The 12,100-nt window shown below is 43.9% G+C and carries 13 protein-coding genes; all 13 read left to right on the top strand.

Annotated features, from left to right (window positions below; genetic code table 11):
- Positions 1 to 228: 228 nt before the first annotated feature.
- The 13 genes from GC102_RS09285 (at position 229) to GC102_RS09225 (ending at position 12,095) form a co-directional block, all read left to right on the top strand.
- The gene (locus tag GC102_RS09285; protein WP_171689245.1) at positions 229 to 1,038 is read left to right on the top strand and encodes an Fpg/Nei family DNA glycosylase; all 810 of its coding nucleotides are present in this window, start codon (positions 229 to 231) and stop codon (positions 1,036 to 1,038) included.
- A gap of 15 nt (positions 1,039 to 1,053) precedes the next feature.
- On the top strand, positions 1,054 to 1,887 hold the full coding sequence (locus tag GC102_RS09280) for a deoxyribonuclease IV (RefSeq protein WP_171689244.1): 834 nt from the start codon (positions 1,054 to 1,056) through the stop codon (positions 1,885 to 1,887).
- Positions 1,888 to 1,922: 35 nt separating this feature from the next.
- Positions 1,923 to 2,276 (top strand): cyclic-phosphate processing receiver domain-containing protein, encoded by a 354-nt coding sequence (locus tag GC102_RS09275; RefSeq protein WP_171689243.1) that lies wholly within the window; start codon positions 1,923 to 1,925, stop codon positions 2,274 to 2,276.
- Between the two features lie 21 nt (positions 2,277 to 2,297).
- Positions 2,298 to 3,071, top strand: coding sequence for an ABC transporter ATP-binding protein (locus GC102_RS09270; RefSeq protein WP_171689242.1), 774 nt, complete (start codon positions 2,298 to 2,300; stop codon positions 3,069 to 3,071).
- A 23-nt stretch (positions 3,072 to 3,094) separates the two neighbouring features.
- Positions 3,095 to 4,132 (top strand): SAM-dependent methyltransferase, encoded by a 1,038-nt coding sequence (locus GC102_RS09265; RefSeq protein ID WP_171689241.1) that lies wholly within the window; start codon positions 3,095 to 3,097, stop codon positions 4,130 to 4,132.
- An 86-nt stretch (positions 4,133 to 4,218) separates the two neighbouring features.
- On the top strand, positions 4,219 to 5,859 hold the full coding sequence (locus tag GC102_RS09260; protein ID WP_171689240.1) for a serine/threonine protein kinase: 1,641 nt from the start codon (positions 4,219 to 4,221) through the stop codon (positions 5,857 to 5,859).
- 110 nt (positions 5,860 to 5,969) lie between these two features.
- Positions 5,970 to 6,482, top strand: a complete 513-nt coding sequence (locus GC102_RS09255) for an acyl-CoA thioesterase (RefSeq protein ID WP_057302375.1) — start codon at positions 5,970 to 5,972, stop codon at positions 6,480 to 6,482.
- Between the two features lie 261 nt (positions 6,483 to 6,743).
- Entirely contained in the window at positions 6,744 to 7,859 is a 1,116-nt protein-coding gene (locus GC102_RS09250) for a nucleotide-binding protein (RefSeq protein WP_171689239.1), read from the top strand.
- Positions 7,856 to 9,118 (top strand): TadA family conjugal transfer-associated ATPase, encoded by a 1,263-nt coding sequence (locus GC102_RS09245; protein WP_171689238.1) that lies wholly within the window; start codon positions 7,856 to 7,858, stop codon positions 9,116 to 9,118. The genes GC102_RS09250 and GC102_RS09245 overlap by 4 nt, the downstream gene beginning before the upstream one ends.
- Positions 9,115 to 9,987, top strand: a complete 873-nt coding sequence (locus tag GC102_RS09240; RefSeq protein ID WP_171689237.1) for a type II secretion system F family protein — start codon at positions 9,115 to 9,117, stop codon at positions 9,985 to 9,987. Before GC102_RS09245 ends, GC102_RS09240 begins: the two co-directional genes overlap by 4 nt.
- A gap of 1 nt (position 9,988) precedes the next feature.
- Entirely contained in the window at positions 9,989 to 10,858 is an 870-nt protein-coding gene (locus tag GC102_RS09235) for a type II secretion system F family protein (RefSeq protein ID WP_171689236.1), read from the top strand.
- A 15-nt stretch (positions 10,859 to 10,873) separates the two neighbouring features.
- The gene (locus GC102_RS09230) at positions 10,874 to 11,101 is read left to right on the top strand and encodes a Flp1 family type IVb pilin (protein ID WP_171647036.1); all 228 of its coding nucleotides are present in this window, start codon (positions 10,874 to 10,876) and stop codon (positions 11,099 to 11,101) included.
- Entirely contained in the window at positions 11,067 to 12,095 is a 1,029-nt protein-coding gene (locus tag GC102_RS09225; RefSeq protein WP_171689235.1) for a TadE family protein, read from the top strand. The genes GC102_RS09230 and GC102_RS09225 overlap by 35 nt, the downstream gene beginning before the upstream one ends.
- The last annotated feature ends 5 nt before the right edge of the window (positions 12,096 to 12,100 follow it).

Raw genomic sequence — 12,100 nt, 5'->3', positions numbered from 1 at the left:
ACTTAGAATCCTTGTGAGTAGTTAGATAAGAGCTTCTAGAGACTGCTAAATTTCATTTTTCATCAATGAGCCTAGAAATAGAAGCTCCTAGAGGCTCCTAATTTAAGCATTTTCACTAGTTTTGATAGCATCCTCAAGACGAAGGACCTTCTATGTTTTGAAGGTAGTTCCGTTTACTTTCCCAGTCATTTGGATATACAAGGAAGAAAACGGCAAGGAGAGTGTGCCATGCCCGAACTTCCAGAGATGGAAACGTATCGTCAGCAGTTGACGCGATTGATCCAAGGTGCGCCAATCACAGGGGCGGAAGTTACGCGTCCGAAATCATTAAATGTGGAGCCAGATAGTTTCATTCGTAAGCTAACCGGAAACCGTATTGTACGAATAGATCGCAGAGCTAAACATTTGCTATTTCATTTGGAATCAGGTGAAGTTTTGTTATTGCACTTAATGCTTGGTGGTTGGATGTTCTATGGCACGGAGGAAGAGAAGCCGGACCGGACAACGCAGGTTGTGATCCATTTTGGCACGAAGCACTTATATTTCATCGGATTGCGGTTAGGATATTTGCACATGCACACACTGCCTGAGGTTGATCTGCTTTTAGGCAAGCTTGGGCCTGAGCCACTGGATTCCAGTTTTACTTTTAAACAATTCCAGCAGGTATTGAAAAGTAAGAAAAGCAACTTGAAATTATCCTTTGTTGACCAATCGTTTCTTTCGGGGATCGGGAACTGCTATTCGGATGAAATCTGCTTTTATGCGGGCATTCTTCCCATTCGTAAACTGTCCTCACTGACTGAAGAAGAGCAAAATCGCTTATTTCAAGCCATGCGCTCGGTTCTTCTCGAAGCTATTCAATTCGGTGGATATATAGACGAGCCTCTGTTTGTAGGGGACCGTTTGACGGGGCAATTTGATGCTATGTGTCGTGTGTATGATCGAGAAGGGGAGCCTTGTTTGCGCTGTGGACATCCTCTAATAAAGACAGAAGTTTCGAGTCGCAAATGCTTCTACTGTGCTAATTGTCAAGCGTGAAAGGGCTGATTCATAATGTTTATTGGCGCTCATGTTAGTACGCGTGGCGGTTATTTAGGTGCGGCCAAAACCGCTCTGTCTATAGGGGCAAATGCATTTCAATACTTTCCCATGAACCCGCGCAGTCTTTCTACCAAATTAGTTAATCAAAGGGATACAAACGCATGCGCGCAATTTTGCCAAGAACACGGCATCTTGTCGATAGGACACGCTCCTTACCCCCTGAATCCCGCGGCTGATGAGGTTGAACGCGAGCATATGATAAAGCTTTTGAGGAATGGTTTGGAAATTACGGATGCCTGTGGTTCGGTAGGATTAGTGGTGCACTTTGGAAAATATATTGGAAAAGACCCGTTACAAGGCTATAAAAATATAATACAATGTTTGAATAGCGCTGCTCAGGGATATGAGGGTTCTTCTTTGATTTTACTTGAGAATCAAGCTGGTGAAGGTGCTCAGCTGGGGCTAACCATGGAAGAAATGGTTCAAGTGCGCAAACTTAGTGAAACTCCAGATAAGATTGGATTTTGCATGGATACGTGTCATGCATTTGCAAGTGGTTTATGGCAGGGGCATAATTGGTTAGAGCTTGAGACCAAGGGTACACAGCTTGACTATTTCCCGCATCTGAAAGCTGTTCATTTGAATGACTCCGTCCATCCTTATGGTTCCCGCCGAGATCGCCATGCGAATATTGGGGCTGGTTATATTGGCCGAGAGAATATACAGCAGATGCTAAGTTCTTCCTTTTTGAAGCAAATTCCAATCGTTCTTGAAACAGGTTCAGGAAGTGACGGTACACATGCTCAGGAAATTGCACTGGTGAAATCTTTAATTACTAGTACTTGATTCATTCCATCATGAACAGGAAAGGAAATCCGATCATGATTCATGTATACTTAGATGACTTGCGCCCTTGTCCCCAAGGATTTACTTTAGCCAAAGATGTTAAAGAATGCATTTTACTGCTTCAGGAGTTTGATGTTGATATTTTATCGTTAGATCATGATTTGGGTTGGACTACGATGGAGACCGGCATGGACGTCGTCATTTGGTTGACTCAACAGCTTAAATTTCCTAAAACGATTTATATTCATACTTCTAGTCCCTCGGCCTGTACGGCTATGTATCAAGTGCTTTACACGGCCAAACCCGAAGGGATGAGTCTATACCCTCACCGAATTCCTGACGATTTGCTCATGCAGATTGCACAAGGGACTTATAAGAGTGAGCCGTAGTCAGAAAGGAATCGACCGCAAATGATCCATTTATCCGGTATTCATTTTATTAGAGAAGAACGTCATATTTTACAGGATGTGAATGTACACATTCAGCCAGGTGAACACTGGGTATTGTTAGGCCGTAATGGTTCAGGAAAGACAACATTGCTTGAAATGATGAATGGATACGAGTTCCCGAGTCGGGGAACGGTAGACGTGCTGGGCAATCGATATGGTCAATGTGATGTGAGGGAAGTTCGTAAAAAAATCGGCTATATTTCACAGTCTTTATTCGAAAAATTGAACCTGAGTGACCCTGTCCTCGAGGTTGTCGCTACTGGTGAATATGCCTATTTACGGTTTTATCAGGAAATACCGCAAGAGGTGAAAGATCGTGCTCTAGTCATGTTGGAGCGTGTTCGCATTCCACATTTGGCTCATCAGCCTTTAGGAAGTCTTTCACAAGGAGAACGTAAAAAAGTCATGCTTGCCAGATCGCTCATGATGAAGCCTTCCATTCTCATTATGGACGAACCAGCGGCTGGTCTAGATTTATACGAGAGAGAACGTTTTCTTACAGATATCAACGACCTCAGCAAGCAAAACATTACGGTCGTATATGTGACGCATCATATCGAAGAAATAATCCCTTTATTTACACATGTTGCTATCATTGAACAAGGTGAAATCATTGCTGCAGGGCGCAAAGAAGAGGTACTGACTCCGGAACATATTCATCGAGCTTTTGGGATCGAAATCACGTTGGAATGGTTCCAAGAACGACCATGGATTAAGGTTATTGAATCAAGATAGAAGATTACATAAAGGATGCGGCTATGACACATTTAACGACATATATTGGTACCTCAAATCACGGGTTCGCTCAATATGCACAAGATGAAATTCGTAAATTATTTCCATTAACTAAGTTTACTTTGTTGGTGCCGACAGAGGTGTTTTTATTCGAAGTGCCTGAGGGTACAGATGATACGATCACAACGCTTAAAGAGCAGGAGCCTATGTTTCTTAGGCATGTTCAGCCTGTGAGTCAAGATTGGGATTTGAGCCGAACGGATGCGGATATCGAACATCTCAAGGCTTGGCTAAGAGAAGCCATTACTTCAGGGCTTATTAGCTCAGGCGAGAAAATAGCCACCCAAGTGCGCAAAGAAGAGCGGGCGGATGTACCTTATGCACCTTTCACCGTCAAGGCTGCTTTAGATGAAATATTGGTTTCAGAGATTCAGGCAGAACCCGTAGTTCGGTATGCGGATCAAATCATTTCCGTGTATGTTAGCGCCAAGAAGCTATTCGTGGGGCTATCCAAGCCTGCCGACAATTTGTCGGATTGGTCAGGCGGTGCGATCCGATTTATGAAGGAAGAGGATCAAATCTCGCGTGCCAAATTCAAGCTTTTGGAAGCGGAACAACGATTCGGTATTGATTTCAGTGTTGCTCGTACGGCACTCGATATTGGTGCGGCCCCTGGTGGATGGACATCGTTACTTTTGGAGCGTGGCTTGCGTGTTACGGCTATTGACCCTGCTTCCATGAGTCCCAGACTTCAAGGTAACCGTCTTCTCACGATTCTTAAGAAAAATGCTGGCGAAGTAAAGCTGCGGGAAAATGAGTTTGATTTGCTCGTCTGTGATATGAGCTGGGACCCACGTCAAATGGGTCGTTTAGTCGCTGATTTGCTCTATTCCTTACAAAGTGGGGGAACGGCAATCATTACGGTCAAACTCATGCACAAAAAACCGTTCCAAACGGTTCGTGATATTTTGAAGATTTTGGAGCCGACGCTATTTCTGCTTAAAGCCAAACAATTGTTTCACAATCGGGAAGAATTGACACTTTATTTGCAAAAGACGTAGAATGTGGAAAAAAATGTAGATTTTTAAAGAAGGCCCTCTTATAATCAAGGTAAATCTTACCTGATAAGGGGGTCATTTATTTATTGATGAGTAAACAAAGCTTGATTGGAACATGTATTGGTGGAAGATATCGAATTGGAGATTTGCTCGGTCAAGGTGGAATGAGTCATGTTTATTTAGCAGAAGATTTGAAGCTGAAAGGGAAGAAATGGGCAGTGAAAGAATGTTTGCCTTTAGAAGCCGATGATATGACTCTCTTCCTGGAAGAAGCGGAAATGCTCGCTAGGCTACAGCACCCACAGCTGCCGCAGTTAGTTGATTATTTTACAACCGAGGATGGAAAAGGCTTCTTGGTAATGGATTATATTCAAGGGCCAACGTTGCAAGATTTATTCGAAGAAAAGGGCCGCGAGCTTCCCGTTGCGAAAATTGTTCATATGGCCTTTCAGCTATGCGATTTACTTCACTATTTGCACACGTTTCAACCTCGTCCGATTATTTACCGCGATCTCAAGCCTTCCAATGTGATGTTGAATGAGCAGAACCAAGTTCGATTAATCGATTTTGGCGTTGCCCGACACTTCAAACACGGTAAACAATCTGACACCATGCAAATGGGTACGATTGGCTTTGCAGCTCCCGAGCAGTTCTTGGGCTTACAAACCGATGCACGCACTGATTTATTTACACTTGGCTCCATGCTGTATTACTTATTATCGGGCGGCCAGTATGCGTATATCACCCAAAAACCGTTGGAACAGATACGTCCAGATTTACCAGAAGCCTTAACCTCCACCGTACGATTACTCCTGCAAGAGCACCCGCAAAACCGTTGTCAATCTGCCATGGAAGTAAAAATGAGACTTCGTTCCATCTATTCCGAATCTGCAGCAGCCCCAGAAGCTCTAAATCTGCACACACCATATACCACTTCAACAACTGATAAATTAATTGTTATTGGCGGTTTATTTGCTGGTGTAGGTGCGACATTCATGGCGATTACACTGGCAAGAATTCTTCATTCCATGCACATTCCAAACGCGCTAGTTGAGCAGCCAACAATTGAACCAGATTTGTATATGCTCCTTTACGGCGATAGCAAGGCTCCTAAGGATTACCAATTCGCGTCTAATCAAATTAGTGGCCGAACGTCTGCAACGATTTCATCATGGACCAACGGTTTTACAACATGGGTCCCCCTTCATCCAGAGGGGTTTCAAAGCTCATGGCATCCTGCGGATTCCTTCAAACTTCTACATACGATAAAAAAACCGATCGTCATTTGGGACATCTCCACGCATTGGGAAGATCCTTCCGTTCAAGAAATTTGTCATAGTGCGGATGAGATCATTGTAGTTGTAGACGCCTCTCCAGGAAAGTGTAATCGCCCAAGTTCAAGAGTACATTTCAATCGATTTGATACGTATCAGCAGCGTGGTAAAAAGGTGCATTATGTGGCGAACGGCACTATGCCTGGACATTTCCGGAATGAGTGGGTAGATTCGCTTCCGGAAGAACCGTTATGCACCCTACCTGAAATTCCGCGTACTGAAGTCATGCGTGCTGTTTGGAAAGGGGAATGTATTCAAGATCAGACTGAGGTTTTGGAGAAGTTGAAAGATTCACTTAACCCTTTACTTAGAGAAATTCTGCCGGCAGATACGATTAGAAAAAGCAGTTTGAAGGGGAGTAAATCATTATTCTCACGATTCAAAAAGCATAGTTAGCCCCTTTAATAATTTTGTGAATCGTTTCTCAAGTTATAACCAAACGACCTTAATTGTGTTATGATGATTCATATTTCATTTTTTAGAAGTAGATAGAGGGGGCAATACATATGGAACAACGATTTGCCAGAGAATCCAGATGTTTCAAGACGTCACGAATTTTTCCGACCGATGTAAATAATCACAACACGCTCTTTGGTGGTAAGCTGATGTCCTATATTGATGATATCGCATCGATTGCTGCACATAAACATTGCCGGAGGTCTGTTGTGACAGCCTCAACAGATTCTGTTGACTTTTTGTCACCCATACATACGTCAGACTCGGTTTGCTTGGAGTCATTCGTGACATGGACAGGCAAAAGCTCGATGGAAGTTTTCGTCAAAGTCGTAACTGAAGATTTGAAAACAGGGGCAAGAAAAATTGCCGCAACCTCTTTCCTGACATTCGTAGCACTCGATGACAATAAAGTTCCGGTTGAAGTTCCAGATGTGGTTCCAGAAACGGAAGAAGAGAAGAAGCTGCATGAATCGGCGCCACACCGAGCAGAAATGAGACGTCTACGAAGAGTTGAAAGTAAGAAGCTGGCTAGTTTCTTCACGATGAAATACCCTTGGGAATAAAAGGATTGATTTTCTGTTAAAATGTGGTACAATTTGGATAAATTAAATCGGACAAGCGGAAGCACCGCTGATCGTGGAGATCTTATCTCCTCAATCGGCGCGTGCTTTTTTTGTTTTCTCCGAATCGCGAAGGAGGCTGATGCATGAAGGTTCAGACGACCATTCGCATTGCCATTGTGCTTACGGTTATTAGCTTTGTCTTAATCGCCAGTGGCGTGTATGCCAATGTTTCATGAATGAAATAAGGAAAGGGAGGTAGGAATGAATAAAATTCAACTTTATGTTTTAGATGATGACGTCGTTTACGCAGAGAGACTTGCTGCCTTCATACGGTCTTCTGAGTTCATTGAGAGAATTCAAGTGAGGCTTTTTTCGAAAATAGAATTGGTCATTGAGTTACTTGGGAATCAGCAATTAGAAGGTGTTTTATTACTATCCGAGGCGTACTATCCCCTGTTGATGAATCGGAGTACATCCTTATGCAAAATGATTTTGAGTGAAACGATTGCAAATTCCAAAGAAGCGGAGACGAAGATTCCGTTCTTATACCGTTTTCAATCCCTGCACCAATTAATTTCGCGCCTTCAGGCTTTTTATACGGAAAAGCATAGATTTGATGCGGGTCCTGGTACGAAAAGAACTAGAGTTCTATCTGTTTACAGCAGCAGCGGGAATTGTGGGAAAACAATGACCTCCGTCCATTTGGCGAAGCAGTTGTCTTTTCGTGGGGAACAGGTTTTTTATCTCAGCCTGGAGTTGGTCAGTTCAGCCTCTCAATGGCTTCAGGGGGATTTAGGACGATTTTCACAGCTTCTATACTACATGAAAAGCACGCCTGAGTTATTGGGACCTAAACTGCAGCTGCTCAAATCCCACGATTCTAGGCTGCGTATCGATTATCTGACTCCCAAAGATCAAATCAGGGAGATGCAAGAAATGAGCGGTGAGCATGTTCGTCTGCTTATTGAATCATTGATCTCGTTGAACGTGTATGACTTTATCATTGTTGATTTAGAAGCTACAGTGCATCCGAGAATTGTAAAAAGTTTGGATGTCAGTGATCATATCATCTGGATTGTGCGGGACGATTTGAATGATTTATATAAAACAGAGGCACTCCAGAAGCAAATGGGTTCCATGCAGAATTTACATTTCGTAATCAATAAATATACGGGCAAGCAAACGAATGATTTCTCAGTTTTGGGCAAGGAAATAGCGTATAAGCTTCCGTATATCCCCGAGTGGAAAGTTTTAAGCACCCCTGAACAGATCTGGCACTCTGGCTTATTTTCAGAACAGACGTATGACATGTTTACGGCTACACAAATAGGAAAAGGATATTCTTCTTCGGATAGGGAGGGGGCTGCTGCTTCATGAATCATGATTTGTTTCTCACATTGAAACAGCAGATTAAGGAGAGGATTGATCTTTCCAGTACGGTCAGCGATGTCACATTAATTGAACTTATCGAGCAGTCCATTTTCAGCGCAGCAGGAGAGCACGGTTGGACTTCGAGCGAGATGCAGGCTCTAGTAAAGCGAATTTTTGATTCATTTCGGGGCTTGGATATCCTTCAACCGCTGATCGATGATCCATCCGTGACAGAGATCATGGTCAATGGGCACGAGTGCATCTTTTTCGAAAGGAAGGGCGCCGTTGAGCGATATCCGTATCCATTGGAAAGCGCAGAGAAGCTAGAGGATCTCATTCAGATGATTGTTTCTAAAGTGAACCGGATTGTGAATCAAGCAACGCCAATCGTCGATGCACGTCTTCCTGATGGGTCGAGGGTAAACATTGTACTTCCGCCAGCTTCTCTGAGTGGGCCGACCTTGACGATTCGTAAGTTCCCGGAAAAGCCACTGCTAATGGCGGATCTGATTGGGATGGGAAGTATTTCGGTGGAGGCAGCAGAAGTTCTACAAGTGATGGTTGAATCAGGCTTTAATGTGTTTATTGGAGGGGGTACAGGATCAGGGAAGACGACATTTCTAAATGCACTTAGTGCTTGGATTCCCCCGCACGAACGCATTATTACGATCGAAGATTCTGCTGAGCTTCAGATACAAACTGTACCTAACTTGGTGAGAATGGAAACCAGAAATGCCAATACCGAAGGGAAAGGAGAGATCACGATTCGAGAGCTTATTCGTTCTTCGCTGCGCATGCGTCCGAACCGGATTATTGTTGGGGAGGTTCGTGGAGCGGAGGCACTAGATATGCTAGCTGCGATGAATACGGGGCATGACGGAAGTTTAAGCACGGGGCATGCGAACACATCTGTTGACATGCTCAGCCGGCTTGAGACGATGGTGCTCAGTGGAGCCCCACTTCCTGTAGAGGTTATCCGTAAGCAAATTGCCTCAGCGTTGGATGTTATGGTCCATGTAAGCAGAATTCGTGACCGTACTCGAAGAGTGACAGAAATTCATGAGGTGTTAGATGTAAAGGATGGCGAGGTCCAATTGCACCCGCTATTCATTTTTAATGAAAAAGGGGAAACGGTGGATCGGAAGGTTATTGGTGAGCTCGCATATACCGGAAACAGGCTGCACAACATGCACAAAATTCGAATGGCCGGCAAGAAGCTGCCGGATTGGTTTACACAGGTTCAGGAAGAGCGTGACGCAGGATGAAGGTTTTGCTGCTTCTCCTCATTTGTGGAGCTTTCAGTTGGTTTTTTCTATTGTATTTGGAACGAAGAAAAGGATCATCTAAGAGAACTGAATCTCAGCCCAACCTACAACCACCTACAATTAACCATTTGATCGACTATAACCACTATCAGCTAACCTCCAAGGAAAAAGTAAGTGCTATCCTGATGCTTGCCTTACCAGCGTTCATTGTCGGTTACATTTTCTACAAAAGCTTTGTTCTTGCTGCAGCATTGGCAGCGGTAGGCTTCGCATTTCCCCGTATACGTAAGCAGCAATTAATTCAATTACGTAAAAACAAACTGTATGTACAGTTTAAACAAGCACTAAGCTGCCTATCCTCTTCCATGACGGTTGGAAAGTCGATTGAAACAGCGTTTAGGGAGGCATTAGAGGATCTGAAAATGCTGTATCCAGACCCCGCTTGCCTGATCGTCGTTGAATTTAGTATTATCTGCCGAAAAGTAGAGAATGGGGAGCCCATTGAAGCTGCTCTGAAAAATTTAGCGGATCGCAGTCATTTAGAAGATATAAGAAGCTTCACAGACGTTTTCTTAACTTGCAAGCGGACGGGGGGCAATCTGGTGGAGGTGATGAAACGAACTGCTACGGTGATTGGGGAAAAGCTTGAAATTTCACAGGATATATCCGTGATGATCGCACAGAAACGTTTTGAATCGAGGGTGCTGCTCTTTTCTCCGATCGTCATTGTTGCCGTGCTAGCGTTCTCTTCTCCGGAATACATGGTTCCACTTTATACAGGCAGCGGTGTACTTATCATGTCAGCGAGCTTGGTGCTGCTTGGTGCTTGCTATATACTCACTCAAAAAATCATGAATATCAAGGTGTAGCATGTGGATCACGATTGTATTTATTACTCAGATTGCCGTTTGTATCCTATTATTCCTATGGGGGCGAGTGCAATATGCTGAGCTTATCAAAGCTCACCCTTATCCGTTCCAAATGAAGCTGCTGTTGCCTTACAGCTACTTGCTCATAGACAAGCTTAATTTAATGGAAAAATTACCCGATTTTACGGCAAAAGTACATCATAAATTAATCACACTGCATGGGAGAAGCTTCGCGGCACATGGAAGCAAATGGTTTCTCGCTGAGCTTATCTCAGCATCGACCTTATGCTTAGTAATCCTAACTCTGTTATCCATTCTGGCCGGAGGAGATAGTTCTCTGTTCGGGTTTGGTTTGCTAGCAACTGCCATTATTCCCTTGATCATGGCACGTGATTTAGATGCGAAAATCCGCAAGAAGCAGCAGCTGATGATCCTTGAATTGCCTGAAATATTGAGTACAATAGTGCTGCTCGTAAACGCAGGAGAGACCGTAAATCGGGCATGGATACGCTGTGTAGAGGCCAGACCGCACAAAGCACAAACCCCACTCTATAAAGAACTGGCACAAGCCGTTCATGAGCTGGAGATGAATGTATCTTTTGCAAAAGTAATGGAGGATTTCAGCAAACGCTGTGCCCTTCATGAAGTGTCCTTGTTTACTTCTACTCTTTTGCTGAACTATAAGCGAGGTGGTAGCGATTTTGTTGTCGCGCTTCACGCACTTTCGTTGGATCTTTGGCAAAGAAGGAAGTCGGTGTCACGAACATTAGGTGAAGAAGCATCATCTAAGCTTGTATTTCCCATGGTGCTCATTTTCGTTGTCGTGATGGTCATTGTTGCGGCCCCAGCTTTACTTATGATGAAACAATAATGGAGGTATGTCGAGATGAAAACAGCGTTAGATTGGCTGAAACAGTTTTGGGAAGATGAAGAAGGATTAGGTACTTTGGAGATTTTATTGATCGTTGCTGTGCTTGTAGCTATTGCTATCATTTTCAGAAAGTGGATTGTCTCGTGGTTTCAGAAGTTAATTGGGGATGCCAACTCTGATTTGAAAGACAACAGCGCGGTTGTTCCTTGTGCGCCTAGTCCAACAACTAGCTGTGCGCCATAGGCGTTTACAGAGTCTCCGAGTTAATGAGGAAGGAAGCTTTACTTTAGAAGCTTCTCTTGTATTTCCGCTGATTCTACTTTGTACGGTTACGCTTCTTTTTGTGGGTATGTATGCGTATCAGAACGTATTTGTTCAGCAGCTTGCGAGGACTGCGGCAGAGCGTCTTGCCTTTAGTTGGAATAACAGCCACAAAGATTTGGTAACTGGAAACTATAACCCCAGTGAAACAGATGGCCTATATTGGCGACTTACACATGATAGTGTGACAGATTTATTCGGAATGCTGAGTGGTAGTGGCACAACAGAAGTCATTATTCCCTCGGGCAGTGCTAGTGGTCACGTGGAGAACAAACTTGCCAAATCCTCAGCATTACTACCTCAGGGAGTGACGGGAACTGCAAAATACGCTAACTATCTTTTTGACCATCAGGTTGAGGTGAAATTGACAAAGTCGTTTCTTATGCCGAAGCAGCTAAAGAGATGGTTGGATTCTGAGCAAACAACTGGCAGGGCCGTTTCACATGTTGTAGAGTCTGTTGAACTTATCCGATTAACGGATATTACACGTACTTATTTCAAAGCGATCAAAGGCCGAATTTCCCCTCAAAAGGCGAGAGAGGCACTCGTAGAACCTATTCAGGATAACTTGTCTGGCCCTAGTGTGTCGATCAAATCAGAGCGTCAAGCCGCGGCATATTTGAAATCACTGGTTGGGGGTACAGAGGTCATTTTGACGACAACATCAGGAAAAAGCAGAACGGTAGATGCGCTGGATGCTCGAGGTATTGGTCATCAGGCTTTTTACAATATGACGGAATTTCAGCTTCGCACTGAGCAAATGCCTAAGGATATAGAGCTCCTTGATCAAAGAACACAAGTGAAGGGCATCGTGTGGCACTTTTTCAAAAAAGATGCCAGCGGCAAAGGAATGCCATCTAATTCATTTCGCAAGGAGCTGGAGCGCAAAGGCATTGTAGTTGTCATCCATAATTAGAAAGG

The sequence above is a fragment of the Paenibacillus germinis genome (assembly GCF_013141785.1).
Taxonomy (GTDB): domain Bacteria; phylum Bacillota; class Bacilli; order Paenibacillales; family NBRC-103111; genus Paenibacillus_E; species Paenibacillus_E phytorum.
Note: the sequence above shows the minus strand (reverse complement) of the source record. Positions and strands in the feature narration are given on the sequence as shown.

Bases quoted from the DNA above. Each gene is read 5' to 3' on its own strand.
- GC102_RS09285 (WP_171689245.1), top strand. From the start codon at position 229: ATGCCCGAACTTCCAGAGATGGAAACGTATCGTCAGCAGTTGACGCGA.
- GC102_RS09280 (WP_171689244.1), top strand. From the start codon at position 1,054: ATGTTTATTGGCGCTCATGTTAGTACGCGTGGCGGTTATTTAGGTGCG.
- GC102_RS09275 (WP_171689243.1), top strand. From the start codon at position 1,923: ATGATTCATGTATACTTAGATGACTTGCGCCCTTGTCCCCAAGGATTT.
- GC102_RS09270 (WP_171689242.1), top strand. From the start codon at position 2,298: ATGATCCATTTATCCGGTATTCATTTTATTAGAGAAGAACGTCATATT.
- GC102_RS09265 (WP_171689241.1), top strand. From the start codon at position 3,095: ATGACACATTTAACGACATATATTGGTACCTCAAATCACGGGTTCGCT.
- GC102_RS09260 (WP_171689240.1), top strand. From the start codon at position 4,219: ATGAGTAAACAAAGCTTGATTGGAACATGTATTGGTGGAAGATATCGA.
- GC102_RS09255 (WP_057302375.1), top strand. From the start codon at position 5,970: ATGGAACAACGATTTGCCAGAGAATCCAGATGTTTCAAGACGTCACGA.
- GC102_RS09250 (WP_171689239.1), top strand. From the start codon at position 6,744: ATGAATAAAATTCAACTTTATGTTTTAGATGATGACGTCGTTTACGCA.
- GC102_RS09245 (WP_171689238.1), top strand. From the start codon at position 7,856: ATGAATCATGATTTGTTTCTCACATTGAAACAGCAGATTAAGGAGAGG.
- GC102_RS09240 (WP_171689237.1), top strand. From the start codon at position 9,115: ATGAAGGTTTTGCTGCTTCTCCTCATTTGTGGAGCTTTCAGTTGGTTT.
- GC102_RS09235 (WP_171689236.1), top strand. From the start codon at position 9,989: ATGTGGATCACGATTGTATTTATTACTCAGATTGCCGTTTGTATCCTA.
- GC102_RS09230 (WP_171647036.1), top strand. From the start codon at position 10,874: ATGAAAACAGCGTTAGATTGGCTGAAACAGTTTTGGGAAGATGAAGAA.